Raw genomic sequence first — 20,636 nt, 5'->3', positions numbered from 1 at the left:
TCGGAACAATAAAAACCCGACACCGTCGATTTCCCGGATTGCCAGGCGAAGCGCTTTTCTTTAAAGCCTCGCCATGACCCAGACAGCACATCCCGACTCCGTTCTCATCGTCGATTTCGGCAGCCAGGTGACCCAGCTCATCGCACGGCGCGTGCGCGAGGCCGGCGTCTATTGCGAGATCGTCCCCTTTCAATCCGCCGAAGAAGGCTTCAAGCGCCTGCAGCCGAAGGCCGTGATCCTCTCCGGCAGCCCGGCTTCCACCGTGGACGAGGGATCGCCGCGAGCGCCCCAGATCATCTTCGATAGCGGCCTGCCGGTCTTCGGCATCTGCTACGGTCAGCAGACGATGTGCATGCAGCTCGGCGGCAAGGTCGAAAGCGGCCATCACCGTGAATTCGGCCGCGCCTTTCTGGATGTCGACAAGGATTGCCAGCTGTTCGAAGGCCTCTGGTCCTCCGGCTCGCGCCATCAGGTCTGGATGAGCCATGGCGACCGTGTCACGGCACTGCCTGATGGTTTCGAGGTGGTCGCCACCTCTTGCAATGCGCCCTTCGCCTTCATCGCCGACGAGAAGCGCAAATATTACGGCGTGCAGTTTCACCCCGAGGTGGTGCATACGCCCGACGGCGCCAAGCTGATCGGCAACTTCATCCACAATGTCGCCGGCATCAAGGGCGACTGGTCGATGTCGGCCTATCGCCAAAAAGCGGTCGACGAAATCCGCAAGCAGGTCGGTGACAAGCGCGTCATCTGCGCGCTTTCAGGTGGCGTCGACAGCTCCGTCGCGGCACTCCTGATCCACGAGGCCGTCGGCGACCAGCTGACCTGCATCCTCGTCGACCACGGGCTGATGCGCAAGGACGAGGCGGCCAATGTCGTCGCCATGTTCCGCGAGCACTACAATCTGCATCTGCTGCACGTCGATGCCTCAGACCGTTTCATCGGCGAACTCGAGGGCGTCAGCGACCCGGAGACCAAGCGCAAGATCATTGGCCGGCTCTTCATCGAAACCTTCGAGGAAGAGGCGAAGAAACTCGGCGGCGCCGATTTCCTGGGCCAGGGCACGCTCTATCCCGACGTTATCGAGAGCGTTTCCTTCACCGGCGGCCCGTCGGTGACGATCAAGTCGCACCACAATGTCGGCGGCCTGCCGGAGCGGATGAACATGCAGCTCGTCGAGCCGCTGCGCGAACTGTTCAAGGACGAGGTGCGCGCGCTCGGCCGCGAGCTCGGCCTGCCCGACAGCTTCATCGGCCGCCACCCCTTCCCCGGCCCTGGCCTTGCCATCCGCTGCCCCGGCGGCATCACACGCGAGAAGCTCGAGATCCTGCGCGAGGCCGATGCGATCTATCTCGACGAAATCCGCAAGGCCGGCCTCTACGACGCGATCTGGCAGGCCTTCGCCGTGCTGCTTCCCGTCCAGACTGTTGGTGTGATGGGCGACGGGCGCACGTATGAATTCGTCTGTGCGCTGCGCGCCGTCACCTCGGTCGACGGCATGACGGCGGATTTCTACCACTACGACATGGAATTCCTCGGCCGCGCCGCCACCCGCATCATCAACGAGGTGCGCGGCATCAACCGGGTGGTCTACGACGTCACGTCGAAGCCGCCCGGCACGATCGAGTGGGAGTGAGGGCAGAAGCCGCCCTCCGAGGTAGCTATTTGAGCGGCAGAAGCACCTCCGCCAGCGCCTCATGCTGCGGCACTTCAAGAAGCTAAGCCGCTGGCAAATATTTGGAAGTCGCGCGTCGCCGCGCAGCGTCCGCCAGCGACTCGCCGGCCTTGATAGCTTCGCCATTTGCCTCGATCGATCGGTCGACCAACACAAGGTCGCAAAAGGCGAGACGAGGTGGGGCTGAGACTGCCGGTGCATCGCTGATGTAAGCGGATCGATGCCCAATGAAGCGCCTGCCCCGATCAGTTCGGACGCGTTCGAGTTCAGCCAGAAACCAATTGCAATGTAAAATCAGTTGGCCTAACCTACTCCCGTCGCTACGCAGCCGAATTCACGCACATACTCTCTTCAAGAAGGAAGTTGGCATGGCTAAGCTCGTCTTCGGGATGAACCAGTCGCTGGACGGTTACGTCGACCACACGGCCTTCGGGCCAAGTCCCACCCTCTTCCGCCACTTCGTCGAGCAGGCTCAGAGGCAGGCGGGCAGCGTCTATGGCCGCCGGATGTATGAGGTCATGCGTTATTGGGATGAGGATCATGCCGAGTGGAATGCAGAGGAACAGGCTTTTGCAGCGGCGTGGCGGAAGCAGCCGAAATGGGTGGTCTCGCGCTCGTTGACGTCGGTCGGCCCCAACGCCAGCCTTGTCGGGGATGATCTCGGGGGCGCGATGCGCGCGCTGAAGGCCGAGCGTGACGGGGAGATCGAAGTTGCCGGGCCGGACTTGGCGCACTGCCTTACCGGACTCGGGCTAATCGATGAATATCACATCTACCTGCATCCCGTCGTGCTTGGCCACGGCAAACCCTATTTCGCCGGGCCCCGGCCGCCGCTTCGTCTTGTGAGCCATGATCTGATCGACGAGAATGTGATCAAGCTGACCTATGTTCCTGCCTAGTCCAAGGAGCCGCAAGTAAACTTGTCCGATCGTGGGCGGCGCGCACTCTCGCGCCTGCAGTTATGAGCGCGGCCTCCTCCAACCTCCCTCATGCTAAGGTCCGAAGCCCATAGGCGTAGCCTCGAAGCACGCCGCAACATTGCTTCTTGCATCCCTCTGATGCCGCCTGCGCTTGCCTCAGCGCACAGACCGGCCGAGGTTTAGTCACCACGGCCGGTCTTTGGTATGCAAGGATGTTGCGGCTCCAAGCCGCCTCAGCGGCCGTAAGTGACCTCGATCGAGGCCTTGTCGAGCGTGTTGGCCCTGACATAGAAGCCGACCATGGCGCCCGGCGCCGTCTCGGGAAGCGGGAGCTTGTCCACCTTGAGCGCGTAGACGGTGAACTGGTAGCGGTGCGGCTTATCGCCGGCCGGAGGGCATGCGCCGCCATATCCGGAGGTGCCGAAATCTGTGTGGCCTTCCACGGCGCCTGCGGGAAGTTTTTTGTCACCGCTTGCACCCGTGGCAATCCCCGAAGTCTTTGCCGGGATGTTGAACACCGACCAATGCCACCAGCCGGAACCCGTGGGCGCATCCGGATCGTACGCCATGACGGCGAAGCTCTTGGTTCCCTCGGGTGCGCCCGACCAGGCCAGTTCCGGCGAGATGTTCTTGCCCGAGCAGCCGAAGCCGTTGAAGACCTGCGCATCGGCCATGGCCTTGCCGGCGGTCAGATCCTTCGAGGTAAGCTTCATTTCGGCATGGGCGGCCGTGGCGCCGATGACGGAGGCGGCCATAAGTGCTGCTGTGATCAATCGCATTGCTATTCTCCTGTGGTTGACGATGTTGGGAAACTATCGTCACCGCGCCAGCGCATCTGCCCCGCTCTGCTCAATTTCTGCCCCGATCCGCTCAAATTGTTCGGGTCCGCTGCGTACATGGCGTGGGCTGACGCCAAACCGCTCCTTGAAGCGCGCGGAAAATTGCGAAGGCGAATCGTAACCGACCTCCAGCGCAACCTGCGCCATCGGCAATGTCGTGGTCTGAATGAGCGCCAGAGCACGGTTCATCCGGGTATCGCTCAAGATCTCGCTGAAGGCTGTATTCTCGGCGGAGAGCCTGCGCCGCAGCGTCGCCTCGCTCATGTTGAACAAGCCCGCAGCATGCGCCAGCGTCCAGGTGCCGGCCGGATCAGCTTCGATCATCTGCCTCAGCCGGTCCTCAAGCCGGGGGCTTTCGCATCGGCCGAGCACCGCCCCGCAGAGCGCGAACCAGGTGACGAGTTCCATCAGACGGGCCTTGGCGATGGCGCCCGGAAGCCGCGCCAGATTGCCCGGCTGACTGCAATATTCGAACAATGCAGCAGCTTCCTCCGGCAGCCTCGAGGTGCTGGCCGGAAGAGGCCGTGATGGCACGGCGACTGATCCCATCCTATCATAAGCATCCTCGAAAAGCTGTCGCGGAATTGGAAGCGCCAGGGTCTGATATTTCTGCGGCGCCTTGGGAATGTTCTCCATCGTCAACGGCCGGTAGTCGGGCAACAGACCGTAGTCGCCCGCCTCGAGGCGCAAAGGCTTGTCATCCGACATGACGATCTTCGTTCCAGACTGGACCTGGATCAGCAGCGGGCTGGTAGTGACGAGGCGATGGAAGCAGGCTCGACCACCCTGGCGGATCACTGCCCTGGTCGGAATGGGAAAGACGTCGTCGAGCATATGTTCTCCGCCAGCGGGATGGTCAGAACGGCGACCGGAGCAGCCAGCACGACGTCGCCCGCTTCGCCATCCAACTGAAGGCTCGAAATACCAAAACCACATGCTCGCAGCAACCATGCCGGCGGCACGGCACTCGAGTAGGTCTAACGACCGGCCGACCGGCGCACATAGTCGACCAGCGCGCGCAGTTTCACTGGCTGCCTCTGGCGCCTGGGATAGTAGAGATAGAAACCAGGAAAGGGCGGGCAGAAATCCTCCAGCAGCGGGATGAGCTCGCCGCGACCGACATAGGGCGCGAAGGTTTCCACCATGCCGAAGGTGATCCCGGCCCCGGCGCAGGCCATGCGGATCATCATTCCCATGTCATTGGTCGTGACCACGGGATCGACGGCCACGTCGAAGTCGCGGTCGTTCTCCGTGAACTCCCAGCGATAGGGCGCGGTATCCGGGCGCGGCCGCCATCCGATGCAGGCGTGGTTCTGCAGGTCGCGGGGATGGCGAGGCGAACCGTGATGCTCGAGATAGCTTGGCGATGCGGCGGCGCACTGTCTCTGTTGAGACGAGACCGGTACCGCGATCATGTCCCGCTCGATCACTTCGCCCAGTCTCACACCAGCATCGAAGCCGGCTTCGACGATGTCGAATTCGTCATCGGTGATGGTGATATCGAGCTTGATGCCGGGGCAGGCCTGCATGAAGCCGGCGAGCAAAGTGCCGGATAGGAAGCGCTCGGCGATGGAGGAAACAGTGACCCGCAGCAGGCCGCTCGGGCGCGCTTGCATGTCGCGCACCGTCTGCATCGCATCGCTGACCTGGCGCATCGAGGGACGAACCGCCTCAAGGAAGACTTCGCCGGCCTCGGTCAGGCTGACGCTGCGCGTCGTGCGCTGAACCAGGGGCGCACCAAGCCGGTCCTCAAGGCGTTGCAAGGCCTGGCTGACGGCGGAGCGGGTCACGCCGAGGCGCTCGCCGGCGAGCCGGAAATTCCGCGCCTCCGCTATTGCGAGAAAGACTGAAATGCCTTCGAGATCATCGGCCATTGGTTAGCTATGCTAACCAAGCCATTCGGCATTGGCAACTTAATCGCGCGGCTCGCCAAGATTATCTTCTGTCGAGGGCAAGGCATGAGCTAGCCCCGAGTGCTGCCCGCGTCGAAAGGAAGAGCGATGCCAAAGTTTTACAGCAGCCCAGTTCTGCATCTCTTCACCGCAATCATTCTAACCGGCACGGCGCTCCCCACGTGGCCCGCCGACGCCTCGAACGAGCGAAAATCCAAGTTCCAACAGCCAAGCGAGAACACCATGCAGCAGCATCCCTATGTCGGAATGTGGGTCACCGACGACGGCCGAGTCCGACACGAACTCCTGCCCGACAATCGTTACGACGAGGCCCGCGGACGCCGGGAGAGCGCCTATCGCGGACGCTACGAAGTCACCGGAACACATATCGAGTATTGGGACGATACCGGCTTCACCGCCGATGGCGATTTCGTCGACGACAACACGCTCCATCATGGCGGCATGGTGCTTCGCCGCAAATGACCCCCGCACACCGAAAAGGCCGCATAGGCCGGAAAGGATGACGACATGTCTTCCACCACACCCATCTGGTTCATTACCGGCGCATCATCCGGCCTCGGCCGGGCACTCGCCGAAGCGGTTCTGGCGCGCGGCTGGCGCGCTGCCATTACGGCGCGCAAACCCGATGCACTCGGCGACCTCACGGCAGCACATGGCGAGCGGGCGTTGGCCCTCGCCCTCGACGTAACCGACGGCCGCTCTATCGCTGCTGCGGTCCGTGAAGCCGAGGTGCAGTTCGGCGCCATCGATGTCCTCGTCAACAATGCCGGCTATGGCTATCTCTCGGCAATCGAAGAGGGCGAGGATGCCGAGATCCGCGCCCAATTCGAGACCAATGTCTTCGGCTTGATCGCCGTGACCAAACAAGTTCTGCCTGGCATGCGCTCACGGCGGCGGGGGCATATCTTCAACGTCTCCTCGCTCGGCGGGCTCGTCGCGTTCGCTGCAACCGGCTACTACCATGCTACCAAGTTTGCGGTGGAAGCCCTGTCGGAGTCGCTGGCCCATGAGGTCGGTCCGCTTGGCATTCGTGTGACGATCCTGGAGCCCGGCGGCTTCCGCACCGATTGGGCCGGCCGCTCGATGGTCGAATCCAGCACGATCCTCGAAGACTATGCCGAGACCGCGGGCAAGCGGCGCCAGGCCATCCGCTCGATTTCCGGCAAGCAGCCGGGCGATCCCGCACGCGCGGCAAGCGCAATCATATCGGCCTTCGAGGCGGGCAAGCCGCCGCTGCGGCTGCTGCTCGGGGCAGCTTCCCTGAAGATCGCCCGCGAACGGCTCGACACGCTGCGCGCCAATTTCGATGCCTGGGCTGACACGACGCTCAGCGCCGATTTCCCCAACTGATCGCCACAACAACCCTCAACCTGCACATGGAGTGTGAAATGTCTGACATCGAAGGAAAGGTCATCGCCATCACCGGAGCCAGCAGCGGCATTGGAGAGGCCACGGCAAAGGTGCTGGCCGCGGCGGGCGCCCGGATCGTGATCGGCGCGCGCCGCAGCGACCGACTGGAGGCGCTCGCCGGCGAAATCGAAGCCGGGGGCGGAACGGTGCGTCTGCGCAAGCTCGACGTCACCGACCGTGTCCAGGTGGAAGCCTTTGCCGGCTTCGCCAAGTCCGAATTCGGCCGCCTCGATGTCATCGTCAACAATGCCGGCGTCATGCCGCTCTCGCCGCTCGACGCACTCAAGGTCGACGAGTGGGACCGAATGGTCGACGTCAATATTAAGGGCGTTCTCTACGGCATAGCGGCCGCTCTTCCGATCATGAAGGCACAGGGCTCGGGGCAGATCATCAACCTGTCCTCGATCGGCGGCCACAGCGTCTCGCCGACTGCCGCCGTCTATTGCGCGACGAAATACGCGGTGCGGGCAATCTCGGATGGATTGCGTCAGGAGACAGATCGTATCCGCGTCACCGTCATTTCTCCCGGAACAACGACCTCGGAACTGGCCGAGACGATCACCGATCCCACTGCGCGGGATGCGATGAAGGCTTTCAGGGCGGTCACCATCAGCCCCGAAGCCGTCGGCAATGCGATCCTCTACGCCATCAGCCAGCCCGATGACGTCGATGTCAGCGAGATCGTCATCCGGCCGACGGCCAGCCCGCATTGAGCTGCCGGCATTTCGCCTAAAAACTCAGCGATTGCTGGGCGGGCGGCGGCGGGGCGAGGCTGATGCCTTCAAGCTCCAGCATGCGGGCCTTCGATGTTGAGCCGCCGGGCGCGGAGAAGCCGCCGATCTTGCCGCCGGCGGCGAGCACCCGATGGCAGGGAATGATCAGGGCGACTGGGTTTTTCGCCATCGCCTGACCAACATCGCGGGCCGCTTCCGGCCCGACGCCAAGCTCCTTCGCCAGCGCGCCATAGGTGGTCGTGCGGCCCCAGCCGACACGCCGTGCCGCCGCATAAATATCCCGAAAGAAGTCGTTCTGGCCGGCAAGATCGAGTTGGACGCCGGAGAAATCGGTTTCCTCCCCTTGGAAATAGCGTTTCACCGCTGCGACGGTCTCGAGCACCTGAGGCGTCGGCGCGCCGGGCGCACCATCGGGCAGTCGGCGCAGAAGCAGCCGCTCGGTAGCCTCCGCGGCTTTCGTCGGCAGCTGGAAACGGACGATGCCGGCATCGCTCCAGGCGATGCCGCAGAAGCCGCCCGCGGTTTCGAAGATGAGATAGTGGTGCCTTGCCTCAGCCATGACACAGCCTCCGCGTTTTCGATGTCCCAAAGGATCGTATGGAGCTGCCGCTGTTTCAACCCGTTTCTTGCCTAGATCGTTCTTTTTTTGTTCCTAGAGGCTTGGAAGCCGATTAAGCAGGCACTTTTGATGTTTCGTGCATCATCTCGACGGCGAGGCAAGATCAATCATAGCGGCAACTGCTTTTCTTCGGGCCTCGGTGAGGCAAGGGTGGCGGTGAGGCTTGCGCTCGCCGGTTTTCAGCGCTTAAAGCTGGTCGGGCTGGTGAATGCGGAGCAAGGACAGCATGGACGTTTCGGAGATCATCATCCCAGGCGATACGCCGGGAACGGCATGGCGGCTGCCGGTGCTGCGTTTTGCTGGCCGTGATCCGAAGGCGCCGAAGGCCTACATTCAGGCGGCGCTTCACGCCGGTGAGCTGCCGGGAACGGCGCTCCTGCATTTCCTCTCGGAGCGGCTGCGTCGGGCGGAAAGCGAAGGCGCGGTCGCAGGCGACATCACCATCGTACCGCAGGCCAACCCCATTGGCGCGGCGCAATCGCATTTCGGCGAATTGCAGGGTCGCTTCGATCTCGGTTCCCGCACCAATTTCAACCGGGATTTTCCGCTGATAAGCGTCACCGATCGGGCAATGCTGACGGAAGATTTCAATGATTATCCGGCTACCGACCAGCTGAAGCGGCGGCTTCTGCACATGGCGCTCGGGGCCGACCTCGTCCTCGATCTGCACTGCGACGACGAATCACTGCAATATGCCTATATCGATGAGGCCTTCTGGCCGGAGGCGGCCGACCTTGCCGCCGCGCTCGACATGGAGGCCGTGCTGCTTTCGGATGGCGAAAGCTCGGCCTTCGAGGAGGCCGTCGGTTTTGCATGGAAATATGCGGTTCCCGGCGAACGACAATCCCGGCTGCCGGGCAAGCTTTCGGTCACCGTCGAGCTGCGCGGCAAGCGCGACGTCGATCCGCTGCTGGCGAAGCGGGATGCGGACGGGCTCTGGCGTTTTCTCGCCGCACGGGGGATCGTGAGCGACGACAGAATGGCGCCGGCCATGTTTGTCGGTCCCGCCGTGCCGCTCGACAATGTGGAGATCATCCGCGCTCCCGAAGGCGGCGCCGTGCTCTTCCATCGCACGATCGGTGACAGGATTGCAGAGGGCGAACTTCTGGCGACGATCGTCACCCGGCCGGGTCAACCTGACGGCAGCATCGACCTGCATGCGCCGCAGGATGGGCTGGTCCTGACCCGAACCTCGGATCGGCTGGTGCGCCGGCGCGGCGACCTGATGAAGATCGTCTGCGCCAGGCCGAGCAAGGCCACACGCAAGGCCGGCACGCTGGAGAGTTGAGCAGGTGCTGCCCGGGACAAATGCCCGGGCGGCATTTGCGCCGGCTGTCGCGCATGCTATCCCGTTGCCATCACAGGGAGATCGATCGGGCATGGCCGTCACCATCTATGGCATCAAGAATTGCGACACGATGAAGAAAGCCCGTAGTTGGCTGGAAGAACACGGCGTCGATTATGAGTTTCACGATTACAAGGCACTCGGCATCGACCGCGCCCATCTCGAAGCCTGGATCGATGAAGCCGGCCTCGATACGGTGCTCAACCGCGCCGGCACCACCTTTCGAAAACTGCCCGATGCCGAGCGCGAGAACCTGAGCCGGGAGAAGGCGATCGCGCTGATGCTCGACCAGCCGTCGACGATCAAGCGGCCGGTGCTGGAGGCGGAAGGCAAGCTCTTGATCGGCTTCAGGCCGGAGAATTATTCGGATCTGTTCGGGCGCTGAGCAATGTCCAAGACCACGCGCGCGACACAGGTTCTCTCCCAGGCGGGTGTCACCTTTACCATCCACAGCTATGATTATGATCCGGGCGCGGAGCGTGTCGGGCTGCAGGCGGCGGAAGCCTTAGGCGAGGCGCCGCAACGCGTGCTGAAAACGCTGATGGCGGAGGTGGACGGCAAACCCGTCTGCGTTGTCGTGCCGTCGGATCGCGAAGTCAGCATGAAGAAACTCGCCAGCGCCTTTCGCGGCAAATCGGCCAATATGATGAAGCCTGCCGATGCCGAACGGCTGACGGGCTACCATGTCGGCGGCATCAGCCCCTTCGGCCAGAGGAAGACCGTGCCGATGGCAATCGAGGAGATCGCTCTCGCCGAGCCGCTCGTCTATATCAATGGCGGACAGCGCGGACTGCAGGTGCGGCTTGATCCGAAGGATGCACTGAAGGTGGTAAAAGCCGTCGGCGCGCCATTGGTCGCCTGATCAGAGGAAACGAGCGAGCAGACCGGAAATCGCCTTCGCCTCGTCTTCGGCAAGCTTGCTGCCGACATGGCTCTCGATCGCTGCGGCATAGACAGTCCACATCCGCGTGCGAAGCGTTCGGCCTGCGTCGGTGATCAGAACCCAGCGCCCGCGGCCATCCTCGGCGAAGACCTCACGCCGGACCAAGCCCTCTCTTTCCAGCCGGTCGATCAGCCGGGAAAGATTATACTGGGCCAGCAATGTCCGCTCCTCTATCTCGTAGGGCCGCAGCTTGCCGTCGTTCGCGCGCGCCAGTTCCCACAGCACGTCATACCAGGCAAGCGGCGGCATGCCGGCCGCTTTCAGATCGGCTTCGATCGCGGCGAGCAGCCGTTCGCGAGCGCGCATGATGCTGGTCCAGGCAGAGGTGGCGGTTTCGCTCGGCTTCAGCATCTTTTCCATGATAGATGCAGATACATTTATCTTGCGCAAAGCCGCAAGCACTACTATATGCAAATGCATCTATTAAAACTGCGAGGAGACGTTCATGAGCAGGCTTACCCTCATCAGCCACCATCTCTGCCCCTATGTGCAACGCGCCGCCATCGCGCTTCACGAAAAGGGTGTTCCCTTCGAGCGCGTCAACATCGACCTTGCCAACAAGCCGGACTGGTTCCTGCAGATCTCGCCGCTCGGAAAGGTGCCGCTGCTGAGGATCGAGGAAGAGGATGGCAGCGAGGCCGTCCTCTTCGAAAGCAGCGTCATCTGCGAATATCTGGAGGAGACGCAGGCGGGACCTGCCCTGCATCCTGCCGATCCGCTTGCCCGCGCCCGCCATCGCGGCTGGATGGAGTTCGGCTCGTCCGTGCTTTCCGATCTTTGGGGCTATGAAACGGCCACGGAGGTGGAACAGCTGGAGGCCAAGCGCAAGGCGCTGATCGCCAAGTTCACGACGCTCGAAGGAGCGCTCGCGGATGGACCTTATTTTTCCGGCAGCAGCTTCAGCCTCGTCGATGCCGTCTTCGCGCCGATCTTTCGGTATTTCGATGTTTTCGACAGGCTGGGGGATAGCGGCATCTTCGAGGGGCTCGAGCGGGTGACGCGCTGGCGGAGCGCGCTCGGCGAACGGCGGAGCGTGAAAGACGCCGTCGGCGAGGATTATCCCCAGCGGCTGTTGGAATTCCTGGAAAAGCACAAGTCGATCCTGCTCAGGCTGCCCGTCGCGGCCTGAGGCGTGATGCTGAAGCGGGTCGGGCATGGCGCCGGCCGGTTTCAAATCGGCGGCGGCGCGCTTCATTTTCGCCGCAAACGGGTCTAAGTCTTTCAGCCTCTTGGAGCGGTTCAGCTTTTCACGGAAGAGCAGAACCGCTCTAATCTCTTGAACTTACGCAATTCCAGACGGAAAACCGCTTCGCACTTTTCCTGGAATTGCTTTAGCGTCGATGACAGAAGGCAGGTTGCACCATGACTTTCATGCCCCAGAGCCAGAACACCGTTGATCCCGTCAAGCTGGAAAAACTCGCGGAAGTCGCGGTCAAGGTCGGGCTGCAGCTGCAGAAGGGCCAGGATCTGGTGATCACCGCGCCTGTTGTGGCGCTCCCGCTCGTTCGCCTCATCACCAAACACGCGTATCAGGCCGGCGCCGGTCTGGTGAGCGCCTTCTACTCCGACGAGGAAACGACGCTGGCGCGTTATCAGTACGGCAGCGACGAGAGCTTCGACCGCGCCTCCGACTGGCTCTACGAGGGCATGGCCAAGGCCTATGCCAACGGGGCGGCCCGTCTGGCGGTCGCCGGCGACAATCCAATGCTGCTTTCCGAGCAGGATGCCGGCAAGGTCGGCCGCGCCAATCGCGCCACATCAACCGCCTATAAGCCGGCCTTGGAAAAGATCTCGAATTTCGACATCAACTGGAACATCGTCTCCTATCCCAACCCCTCCTGGGCCAAGGTGGTCTTCCCCGACGACCCGGAACCGATCGCAATCGCCAAGCTCGCCAAGGCGATCTTTGCCGCCTCGCGCGTCGATGTCAGCGACCCCGTCGCCGCCTGGGCGGAGCACAATGCCAATCTCGCCAAGCGCTCAGCCTGGCTGAACGGCGAGCGTTTTGCCTCGCTGCATTTCAAGGGGCCGGGCACCGATCTGACGGTCGGTCTTGCCGACGGACATGAGTGGCATGGCGGCGCCTCCACCGCCAAGAACGGCATTACCTGCAATCCGAATATTCCGACTGAAGAGGTGTTCACGACGCCGCATGCTTTGCGGGTCGAAGGCCATGTCTCGAGCACCAAACCGCTGTCGCACCAGGGCACGCTGATCGACAATATCCAGGTGCGCTTCGAGGGTGGGCGGATCGTCGAAGCCAAGGCGTCACGCGGCGAAGAAGTGTTGAATAAGGTGCTTGATACCGACGAGGGCGCGCGCCGGCTCGGCGAAGTGGCGCTCGTGCCGCATTCCTCGCCGATCTCGGCGAGCGGCATTCTGTTCTACAACACGCTGTTCGACGAAAACGCCTCCTGCCACATCGCGCTTGGCCAGTGCTATTCCAAGTGCTTCCTCGATGGCGCTTCACTGAGCCAGGAGCAGATCAAGGCGCAGGGCGGCAATTCCAGCCTGATCCACATCGACTGGATGATCGGCTCCGACAAGGTCGATATCGACGGCATCACACCGGACGGTGGGCGGGTTCCGGTGATGCGGCAGGGCGAGTGGGCCTGAGCGGCATCACCGTGCGCTGGCTGAGCCAGACGCTGGCAAGGACCATGGCGAAGCCGGCAAGCTGCGCCGGCGTCAGGCTCTCGCCGAGCGCCAGCCAGCCGAGAAGAGTGGCAACGACGGGGCTCAGGAAGCCGAGCGACGCCGCAGCCGAGGGCTCGATGCGAGACAGACCGCGAAACCACAGCAGATAGGTAAAGGCCGCTCCGATCAGGCCAAGCCAGGCGATTCCGAGAATATTGGCGGCCGTCGGCACCGGTAGCGCCGGCTCAAGCAGCAAGGCGACGGGCACGAGCAGGATACCGCCCGCGGTCAATTGCCATGACGTAAAGGTAAGGCTGGAAACAGGCGGCTGCCAGTGACGGGTCAGCACGGTGCCGAAGGCCATGGAGACGGCGCCGGCGAGGCCAGCCGCAACGCCCAGAGGATCGAGCGCCGCATTCGGCGTCAGCACCAGCAGCGCGACGCCTGCCATACCGATCAGGCCGGCGACGAGGGCAAGGAAGCGGATCGGCTTGCCGAGGAAGAGGCGCGACAGGGCGATGACAATCAGCGGCTGAACGGCGCCGACCGTGGCCGCGACGCCGCCCGGCAGGCGATAGGCCGAAACAAAGAGCATTGCCCAGAAGAACGAGAAGTTCAGCGCGCCGAGAATGAAGGCGCGGGCCCACCAGACCCCCGTCGGCAGCCTCCGGACAATGAGCAGGAGAAGCAGGCCGGCCGGCAAAGCACGCAGCATGGCGACAGACAGGGGATACCCCTGCGGCAGGAAGCACGTCGTGACGAAATAGGTGCTGCCCCAGATGGCGGGGGCGATAGCGGTCGTCAACACGTCGGCGATATGGCGGGAATTTGTCTTCATATCAAGAATCTCTACATCAAGATAAATTCAGCATAGTCCACTTTATCTTGACGTCAAGATATCCACTGCTATCGATGTGACATGAGTGAAGAGAAGCAAGATCACGTCGACCGAATCCTGGCGCAATGGAGGCGCGAGCGGCCCGACCTCGACGTCGAACCGATGGGCATCCTCGGGCGCCTGAAGCGCCTCGGCACCCATCTCGGCCGCGAGGTCGAAGCCGTGCTCATGAAGCACGGGCTTTCAACGCCGGCCTTCGACGTCCTAGCCACACTTCGCCGTTCAGGCGCGCCGCACCGGCTTTCGCCGGGCGAGCTTCTGGAGATGACGATGGTGAGCTCCGGCACGATGACGAACCGGATTGACCAGTTGGAGAAAGCTGGATTCGTCGAGCGCATCGTCAATCCGCAGGACAGGCGCAGCGTGCTGATTGCGCTGACCGACAAGGGACTTGCGACCGTCGAAGAGGCGGTCGGCGCCCATGTCGCCAATCAGCAGCGGCTGACGCGCAATCTGACACCCGAGGAAAGGGCCACGTTCGACCGGCTGCTCAAGAAGTTCCTGTCGGACTTTGAATAGTCAGACTGCGGCGAGCAACTTACGGACGCGCTCCAAATGCGCCTTGCGCCTGGCATCAGTCGCACGCTCCATGTCGTGCAGGCTCAGCATGCGGAAGACGAGCTTCTTCGCGCAGAATGCGGCAATGCCGCGCTTCAGCAGGCGGCGGACGGGATCGCCCATATAAAGATGCACCAGCCACCAGGGCGATCCCGTCGTGGTCAGCGCATAGAGCAGCCGGATATTGGTAAGTTCGGGCACGATGCGCCCGCCGGCGGCATCGTGCGTGAAGGCCACGCCGGGCGCGAAGATGCGATCGAAGAACCCTTTCAGCACGGCTGGAAAATTGAACCACCATTGCGGAAAGACGAGGACGAGACCATCAGCCGCCTTCAGGCGGCCAACGATGCCGGCAACGGCCGAAGTGTCGTAGGGCATATCGAAGTAACCGCGGCGCTCGGCTTCGGAAAGGCGCGGATCAAAATCCTCAGCGTAGAGATCGATGAGATCGACAACATGCCCGGACGCTTGCAGTGCCTCGCGGGCCGTGCGCGCCACCGAGGCAGCGAAACTTTCCGGCAGCGGATGGGCAAGCACCAGCAGGATCCGCATCGTCAGAACAAGCTTCCCTGCTTCGGCGCATCCGCTGGTCTTGCACCCCGCTTCTTCGCCCCGGTGGGCGGTACGCCGCCTTCTGTGGTCATGGCGCCGACCCGGCCGTCGGCAAATTCGATGGCGATGCCCATACCGGCAGAAAGTGCCGCCGCCTGCGAGACCGGCCTGTTGTCCTCATCGCGAATGACGGCGTAGCCGCGCTTCAGCACATTCTTGTAGGAGAGCGACTGCAGCACGCGGTCCTGCGCGGAGAGTTCGGCGCGCGCGCGCGTCAGCTGATGGCGGATTGCCGTATCGGCATGGCGCGAAAGATTGCCGAGGCGTTCGCGCGCGCGGTCGGTTTGTGCTTTCAACCGTGCCGGCAGCGAAGCAAGGATCGCCTCCGCCCGCTCGACCCGCGACGTCGAGCGATCGAGCAGACGCTCGATTGTGCGCTCGGCCCGCGCCATGCGCTCACCCAGAAGCTGGCGTCGCTCGGCGATGCGATTGGAGAGCACATCGGGGCGCAGATGCGAGGCCATACGCTCGAAGCCGCGACGCTTGTTGATGGTGTTGAGTTCCAGCCCGCGACCAAGACCGACGGCCGCTTCATCGAAACGGCGGCGCGGTAAGGCGAGAAGCTGATCGAGCGAGGGCAATGCCCGCATCAGACTACGGACGGACTGGCGGCGCTGATCCATCTGCCGGTTCATGCAGCCCTGCAGCCGGGCGGCAAGCGCCGCAGCCTGCGCCTCGAGCTCCGCCTTGACGGGCACGGCCATTTCCGCCGCCCCGGTCGGCGTCGGAGCGCGAACATCGGCGGCATAGTCGATCAGCGTCCAGTCGGTCTCGTGGCCGACGGCCGAGATCAGCGGTATGCGGCTTTCGGCAGCGGCGCGCACGACGATCTCGTCGTTGAAACTCCAGAGATCTTCCAGGCTGCCGCCGCCGCGCGCGACGATCAGCACATCCGGGCGGGGGATGGCGCCCGCGGGCCCCAGCGCGTTGAAGCCGCGGATGGCGTTCGCCACCTCCTCGCCGGATCCCTCCCCCTGTACCTTCACCGGCCAGACGAGGACATGCACGGGAAACCGATCGGAGATGCGGTGAAGGATATCGCGGATGACGGCGCCGGTCGGCGAAGTGACGACGCCGATCACATGCGGCATGAAGGGAAGCCGCTTCTTGCGGGCCGCATCGAACAAGCCCTCGGCACCGAGCCTGCGCTTGCGCTCCTCGATCAGCGCCATCAGCGCGCCGGCGCCTGCCGGCTCCAGCGTCTCGATGACGATCTGATACTTCGAGGAGCCCGGAAAAGTGGTGACCTTGCCGGTGGCGATCACCTCCATGCCTTCCTCGGGGCGGAACTTCAGCCGCGAGAACGTGCCCTTCCAGATCACGGCGTCGATGCGGGCGCGATCATCCTTCAGTGCGAAATAAGCGTGGCCGGAGGAGTGCGGACCGCGATAACCGGATATTTCCCCGCGCACGCGAACCTGATCGAAGGCGGTTTCGACGGTGCGCTTGATCGAGCCGGAAAGCTCCGAAACCGAATATTCGGCAAGGTTGGTCGGCGAATCGCTGTCGAAGAGGTTGCTCATCCCTCCTTTCTATTTCCATTGGCGGGAAACAGGAAGGTCCGCGACCGCCGGAGAGACCCGTTTTCCTGACGGCTGAACGGTTAGCGTGGCAGAGTCGACGCCGTTCTATCAAGGCTCATACTATGGGCATTGCGTACATGCGGTCGTTGCAGGAGAAAAAATGACAAGAAAAACGGGAAAATCCGTTTCGCCGGGGAACGCATAGATAAAAAGCGCGTTTTACCCGAAAGGGATTGCTAACCACCGCAATACAAAGGATTTTCAGCCGAGAGAGCCGGTAAATCTTTGTTAGTTGGCGCTTCCTATTCTTCCCCTCGTTCTCTCTGGGAAGGTGCTGAAATGATTATTCTCACAGCAGCAGCATTGGGCATCAGCGCCGGGTTAATGCGCTCGGCCGCCGGGATCGCGTTGGTGGCCGCGCTGATCGGAATGAGCTTCACCCTGGCGACGATAACCTCGCCGGGGCCAGTGTCACTTCTGGCGCTTGTTTATGCCATTCTCGGCTATAATGGCGGTCTTATCCTCTTTGTGCTCGGGCTTTATGCCAGCGACCGTCTGCGGGCCGTCCGCACGTCTCACTGACGTCAGCGCAACATAAAGGCTGCCGGCGTCAATTCGCCGTCGGCCGGTAGCGGAAGAACTGGACGCCCGTATCCGGCACTTTTGCAAGTGGTTCCAGATAGGGCGGAATATTCCCCTTGCCGAGTTCGGCATAGAGCCCATCCGGCTTCAGTTTGGCAAGTTCGCGCGTCTGCAGGTCCTTCGGGCAGAAAGCAAGCGCCGTCACACCGGCTCCCTTCAAAAAGGCTTCCGCCTCCTGCGGCTTTGCCAGGCCGATATGCAATTGCGTCAGCATGCCGCCCTGATCTCGGTGATAGGGGGCGGCGAGAACCCGATTTTGCGTGAATCGGAGGATCGGCACACCCATTTCCGATGGCGCGGAGACCAGGCCGGGCGGTAGTTCGCCAAGCGGTGCCAGCGCCTCTTTCGATGTGCAGGAAAACGCTTTTGCCGGCTCCGCCGCCTTGTTCTGCGCATCGTTCTCCATCTGCATTGAAACAAGCCCGCCGCCGACGGCCCAGACCGCCGGAACGCTTGCGAGAACACTCGTCACATAGACAAGGGCGGCAGCAACATTTTCGCTGTCGCTGTTGGAGATGCGCCTGACATCGATAATCAGCAGGGTGAGCGGCAGGATCGAAAGCAGGTTCGAGAAGGAAGAGCCGCGCACCTGGACCAGCGCGATCGCCCAGCTCGTGGCAAGCAGGAAGAGCAGGATAAGGTGGATCTGCACGCGATCGCGCTGAATGAGGCGAAAGATGCAGACGGCAATGCCGAGCAGACCTGCCGCATAGAAGGCTCCGACCAAGGTGGGATCGGTGCGCGCCAGCGCCAGGAGCGACTGGGCTTCCGAAATATGGCGCAGCCAGAGTTCGACCAGCATCGGATCGAGACTGCCCAACGGATCGCTCAGGCATTGCGGTGCGATGACGATCGCCGCACCAAAAACGCCGGCGCCGACAAAGGCGAGCGCGATAAAGCGCAAGGGTCGACGCAAGCCGCTCGCAAAAATGGCCGAAAACAACAGGAGGCCGCTGCCGATCGCCGCCAGGCTGTAGTAGCCGAGCGAGAGATTGTCGCAGGTAACCATCGAATAGAGCCGGGGCGGAACCGTTGCGAAGAAAAGAATGTTGATCGCAATCGTCAGCGACAGCCCGAAGGCCCGGGCCGCAGCGCAAAAATTCTCGCCTTCCCATGCCCAGAGCAGCGCGACCGTGAGGCAGACGGCAGCGACGAAAGGAGTGGTCTCGGCGCCGATGGCGATGGCGACAGCCGCCGCAACGCCGGCGACCGCGTAGCTCCAACCGCGACGCGCGGGATCCATGAGCATCGCCACCATCGTCGCGACCAGCGCCAGCTGCGCATTGTGATGATCGATGGCGCCAGGGGCGAAGCGGTTTCCAATGTAGATCGCCGGAGCAGTGAGACCGAGGGCGATATGCATACCCGCAATGCCGCCGATCCGCCGGCCGGCAACGCCCATGGCGAGCATGGCAGGAAAGATGAGCGATACGGGCCAGACGGCCAGCGCCAGCGCCTCGGCGGTTTCACGCGGCGCAAACAGGTCGAAGAACCAGATCAGCGAAGCGATCGGCAGATCGATCAAACGCGACCAGTGCATCAACGTACCGCCGGCGAGTCCGAGACGATATTGCATCAGATCGAACCAGCCCTGACCGGCAAGAAAATCGCGAACCTCGACGAGACGCATGCCATCGTCATTGTCGGGACCGACATAATCCGTGGCGCCGGAGAGCTTGGTAACAAGGATGACGGCGGCGAGGATGACACTATAGGCGATGACGGCGGGCCAGAGACGCGTCAGCAGCGCCCCGAGTCGGCTCCTGCGGGCGGCGGTCACGGTCGACGCATTGGCAATCGGCTGCACGGCATTCATCGTGGTTAGCAACTCGTTTCCAGATCGCCGAACCTTAGCGGGCGCCGATCAAGAAAGTGTAAAGCCGTTTGCGCAGGCAGCCGATTTTGCCTCGGTCATAGGGTCTTATTAACGCTGCATGATTTAAGCTGTTGGCGGCTTTTCAGTGTAACGAGTAGAGTCATGGCCCGAACGCGTTCCCATCACCCGGACATTGCCGTCCTGCTTCCCTGCTATAATGAAGCTGCGACGATCGGCTCCGTGGTGCAGGGCTTCCGGGCGACGCTGCCGGATGCCGCAATCCACGTCTACGACAATAATTCCACCGACGGCACCGCGCTGCAGGCGATGCTGGCCGGAGCGCATGTCGTGCGCGAGCGGCGGCAAGGCAAGGGACATGTCGTGCGCCGCATGTTCGCCGACATCGAGGCCGACATCTACATCATCGCCGACGGCGACGGAACCTATGCACCCGGCGATGCCGAGGAGCTGGTGCGGACGCTTCTGACCGAACGCGCCGACATGGTTGTGGGAACCCGACGCGGCGTGCATGCCGATGCCGGCCGTCAGGGCCATGCGCTTGGCAACCGGCTTTTCAACTTGCTCTACCGGACGATCTTCGGCCCCGACTTCACCGATATTTTTTCGGGTTACCGCGCTTTCTCGCGCCGCTTCGTCAAGAGCTTCCCGGCAGTATCCGGCGGCTTCGAGATCGAAACCGAGATGTCGGTGCATGCCTCCCGGCTGAAACTTCCGGTGAGCGAGCTGGAGCTCGATTATGGCCGCCGCCCGGAAGGCTCGCACTCCAAGCTTTCGACGTTCCGCGACGGCGGAAAAATCCTCTGGATGTTCGCGATGCTGATGAAGGAAACGCGACCCTTCGCCTTCTTCAGCGCGATCAGCGCCGCCTTCATGCTGACGAGCCTCGGCTTCATGACGCCGGTGCTGGCGGAATATTTCGACACGGGCCTCGTCAGCCGCATGCCGACCTGGGTGCTATCAATGGCGCTGATGATGATCTCCTTCATGCTTTTTACCGCCGGCGTCATCCTGGATTCCGTGGCCCGGGCCCGGGCCGAGCAGCTTCGCATCCATTATATGAGCCTGGAGACCGCCAGCGCGGCCAAGGCGCCGCTCGCCGACGCAAAACCGGCATCGCGTGAACGTCCCGGAAAGGCGGATGCGGCATGAGAAAGCTCGTCCGCTTCGCGATCGGCGGCGGCATCGGCTTCCTTGTCGATGCCGGCATGCTGGCGGCGCTGCTCCATCTGACGCCGCTCGGCCCATTTCTGGCGCGGCTCGTCGCCATCGGGGTGGCAATGGCGACCACCTGGGCCTTCAATCGCAGCTTCACCTTCGATCGTTCCGGGCGGTCGCTTGCTGCCGAGGGTTTCCGCTACGGCTCAGTCGGCGTGACGGCGGCGCTTGTCAATTACGGGCTTTACTCTGCGCTGCTGCTTTCGCTGCCCACGCTCCAGCCGCTGGCGGCCATGGTGATCGCCAGCGTCGCCTCTATGGTCTTCAGCTTCTTCGGCTATTCGCGCTTCGTCTTCCGCGCGGAATGAGGGGAATG

The 20,636-nt window shown here is 62.7% G+C and carries 23 protein-coding genes; 14 read left to right on the top strand and 9 right to left on the bottom strand.

The window, feature by feature from the left end:
- The first annotated feature begins 73 nt into the window (after positions 1–73).
- Both guaA and NMA58_RS21725 read left to right on the top strand, forming a co-directional pair.
- Entirely contained in the window at positions 74–1,636 is a 1,563-nt protein-coding gene (guaA, locus tag NMA58_RS21730; RefSeq protein ID WP_434711885.1) for a glutamine-hydrolyzing GMP synthase, read from the top strand.
- Between the two features lie 407 nt (positions 1,637–2,043).
- Positions 2,044–2,574, top strand: a complete 531-nt coding sequence (locus tag NMA58_RS21725) for a dihydrofolate reductase family protein (protein WP_434711884.1) — start codon at positions 2,044–2,046, stop codon at positions 2,572–2,574.
- A gap of 254 nt (positions 2,575–2,828) precedes the next feature.
- Here the strand turns inward: NMA58_RS21725 and NMA58_RS21720 are convergent, their stop codons facing one another.
- The 3 genes from NMA58_RS21720 to NMA58_RS21710 form a co-directional block, all read right to left on the bottom strand.
- Positions 2,829–3,374, bottom strand: coding sequence for a YbhB/YbcL family Raf kinase inhibitor-like protein (locus NMA58_RS21720; RefSeq protein ID WP_434711883.1), 546 nt, complete (start codon positions 3,372–3,374; stop codon positions 2,829–2,831).
- A gap of 39 nt (positions 3,375–3,413) precedes the next feature.
- Positions 3,414–4,268 (bottom strand): helix-turn-helix transcriptional regulator, encoded by an 855-nt coding sequence (locus NMA58_RS21715; RefSeq protein WP_434711882.1) that lies wholly within the window; start codon positions 4,266–4,268, stop codon positions 3,414–3,416.
- 143 nt (positions 4,269–4,411) lie between these two features.
- The gene (locus tag NMA58_RS21710; protein WP_434711881.1) at positions 4,412–5,308 is read right to left on the bottom strand and encodes a LysR substrate-binding domain-containing protein; all 897 of its coding nucleotides are present in this window, start codon (positions 5,306–5,308) and stop codon (positions 4,412–4,414) included.
- 126 nt (positions 5,309–5,434) lie between these two features.
- On the opposite strand from NMA58_RS21710, the gene NMA58_RS21705 reads away from it, so the two are divergent.
- Genes NMA58_RS21705 through NMA58_RS21695 form a run of 3 tightly spaced genes read left to right on the top strand, consistent with a single transcriptional unit; the run spans position 5,435 to position 7,470 of the window.
- On the top strand, positions 5,435–5,809 hold the full coding sequence (locus NMA58_RS21705) for an Atu4866 domain-containing protein (protein WP_097599513.1): 375 nt from the start codon (positions 5,435–5,437) through the stop codon (positions 5,807–5,809).
- A 45-nt stretch (positions 5,810–5,854) separates the two neighbouring features.
- Positions 5,855–6,697: an oxidoreductase gene (locus NMA58_RS21700; RefSeq protein WP_434711880.1), complete on the top strand. Its 843-nt coding sequence runs from the start codon at positions 5,855–5,857 to the stop codon at positions 6,695–6,697.
- A gap of 38 nt (positions 6,698–6,735) precedes the next feature.
- Positions 6,736–7,470 carry an SDR family oxidoreductase gene (locus NMA58_RS21695; RefSeq protein ID WP_430958175.1) on the top strand — a complete coding sequence of 245 codons (735 nt, stop codon included), beginning with the start codon at positions 6,736–6,738 and terminating at the stop codon, positions 7,468–7,470.
- Positions 7,471–7,486: 16 nt separating this feature from the next.
- Here NMA58_RS21695 and NMA58_RS21690 read toward each other — a convergent pair whose 3' ends face one another.
- Positions 7,487–8,050, bottom strand: coding sequence for a methylated-DNA--[protein]-cysteine S-methyltransferase (locus NMA58_RS21690; RefSeq protein WP_430958174.1), 564 nt, complete (start codon positions 8,048–8,050; stop codon positions 7,487–7,489).
- 286 nt (positions 8,051–8,336) lie between these two features.
- On the opposite strand from NMA58_RS21690, the gene NMA58_RS21685 reads away from it, so the two are divergent.
- The 3 genes from NMA58_RS21685 to ybaK all read left to right on the top strand — a co-directional run bounded on the left by NMA58_RS21685 (position 8,337) and on the right by ybaK (position 10,317).
- Positions 8,337–9,398, top strand: coding sequence for a peptidase M14 (locus tag NMA58_RS21685; protein ID WP_430958173.1), 1,062 nt, complete (start codon positions 8,337–8,339; stop codon positions 9,396–9,398).
- Positions 9,399–9,489: 91 nt separating this feature from the next.
- On the top strand, positions 9,490–9,840 hold the full coding sequence (locus tag NMA58_RS21680; protein ID WP_430958172.1) for an ArsC family reductase: 351 nt from the start codon (positions 9,490–9,492) through the stop codon (positions 9,838–9,840).
- A gap of 3 nt (positions 9,841–9,843) precedes the next feature.
- Positions 9,844–10,317: a Cys-tRNA(Pro) deacylase gene (gene ybaK, locus NMA58_RS21675; RefSeq protein WP_434711879.1), complete on the top strand. Its 474-nt coding sequence runs from the start codon at positions 9,844–9,846 to the stop codon at positions 10,315–10,317.
- On the opposite strand, the gene NMA58_RS21670 is transcribed toward ybaK, so the two are convergent.
- Entirely contained in the window at positions 10,318–10,758 is a 441-nt protein-coding gene (locus NMA58_RS21670; protein WP_434711878.1) for a MarR family winged helix-turn-helix transcriptional regulator, read from the bottom strand.
- A gap of 85 nt (positions 10,759–10,843) precedes the next feature.
- Between NMA58_RS21670 and NMA58_RS21665 the strand changes: the two genes are divergently transcribed.
- A complete protein-coding gene (locus NMA58_RS21665) occupies positions 10,844–11,527 on the top strand; it encodes a glutathione S-transferase family protein (protein WP_434711877.1) in 684 nt (227 codons plus the stop codon).
- Between the two features lie 233 nt (positions 11,528–11,760).
- Entirely contained in the window at positions 11,761–13,014 is a 1,254-nt protein-coding gene (locus NMA58_RS21660) for an aminopeptidase (RefSeq protein ID WP_097599521.1), read from the top strand.
- Here the strand turns inward: NMA58_RS21660 and NMA58_RS21655 are convergent.
- Positions 12,962–13,873 (bottom strand): EamA family transporter, encoded by a 912-nt coding sequence (locus NMA58_RS21655; protein WP_434711876.1) that lies wholly within the window; start codon positions 13,871–13,873, stop codon positions 12,962–12,964. The two genes, NMA58_RS21660 and NMA58_RS21655, sit on opposite strands and share 53 nt — an antisense overlap.
- Before the next feature lie 81 nt (positions 13,874–13,954).
- On the opposite strand from NMA58_RS21655, the gene NMA58_RS21650 reads away from it, so the two are divergent.
- Positions 13,955–14,452: a MarR family winged helix-turn-helix transcriptional regulator gene (locus tag NMA58_RS21650; RefSeq protein WP_434711875.1), complete on the top strand. Its 498-nt coding sequence runs from the start codon at positions 13,955–13,957 to the stop codon at positions 14,450–14,452.
- Here the strand turns inward: NMA58_RS21650 and NMA58_RS21645 are convergent, their stop codons facing one another.
- Positions 14,453–15,043, bottom strand: coding sequence for an NAD(P)H-dependent oxidoreductase (locus tag NMA58_RS21645; RefSeq protein ID WP_434711874.1), 591 nt, complete (start codon positions 15,041–15,043; stop codon positions 14,453–14,455).
- A gap of 2 nt (positions 15,044–15,045) precedes the next feature.
- Positions 15,046–16,626, bottom strand: coding sequence for an exodeoxyribonuclease VII large subunit (xseA, locus tag NMA58_RS21640; RefSeq protein WP_434711873.1), 1,581 nt, complete (start codon positions 16,624–16,626; stop codon positions 15,046–15,048).
- Between the two features lie 339 nt (positions 16,627–16,965).
- On the opposite strand from xseA, the gene NMA58_RS21635 reads away from it, so the two are divergent.
- The gene (locus tag NMA58_RS21635) at positions 16,966–17,208 is read left to right on the top strand and encodes a hypothetical protein (RefSeq protein WP_434711872.1); all 243 of its coding nucleotides are present in this window, start codon (positions 16,966–16,968) and stop codon (positions 17,206–17,208) included.
- Positions 17,209–17,236: 28 nt separating this feature from the next.
- On the opposite strand, the gene NMA58_RS21630 is transcribed toward NMA58_RS21635, so the two are convergent.
- Positions 17,237–19,084 (bottom strand): hypothetical protein, encoded by a 1,848-nt coding sequence (locus tag NMA58_RS21630; RefSeq protein ID WP_434713463.1) that lies wholly within the window; start codon positions 19,082–19,084, stop codon positions 17,237–17,239.
- A 162-nt stretch (positions 19,085–19,246) separates the two neighbouring features.
- Here NMA58_RS21630 and NMA58_RS21625 point away from each other — a divergent pair, with 162 nt between their 5' ends.
- Positions 19,247–20,254 carry a glycosyltransferase gene (locus NMA58_RS21625; RefSeq protein WP_285191980.1) on the top strand — a complete coding sequence of 336 codons (1,008 nt, stop codon included), beginning with the start codon at positions 19,247–19,249 and terminating at the stop codon, positions 20,252–20,254.
- Positions 20,251–20,628, top strand: a complete 378-nt coding sequence (locus NMA58_RS21620; RefSeq protein WP_430958166.1) for a GtrA family protein — start codon at positions 20,251–20,253, stop codon at positions 20,626–20,628. Before NMA58_RS21625 ends, NMA58_RS21620 begins: the two co-directional genes overlap by 4 nt.
- Positions 20,629–20,636 lie beyond the last annotated feature (8 nt).

The sequence above is a fragment of the Rhizobium sp. YTUHZ045 genome (assembly GCF_051124255.1).
Taxonomy (GTDB): domain Bacteria; phylum Pseudomonadota; class Alphaproteobacteria; order Rhizobiales; family Rhizobiaceae; genus Rhizobium.
The sequence above is the reverse complement of the archived record's forward strand: the minus strand, read 5'-3'. Positions and strand labels throughout refer to the sequence as shown.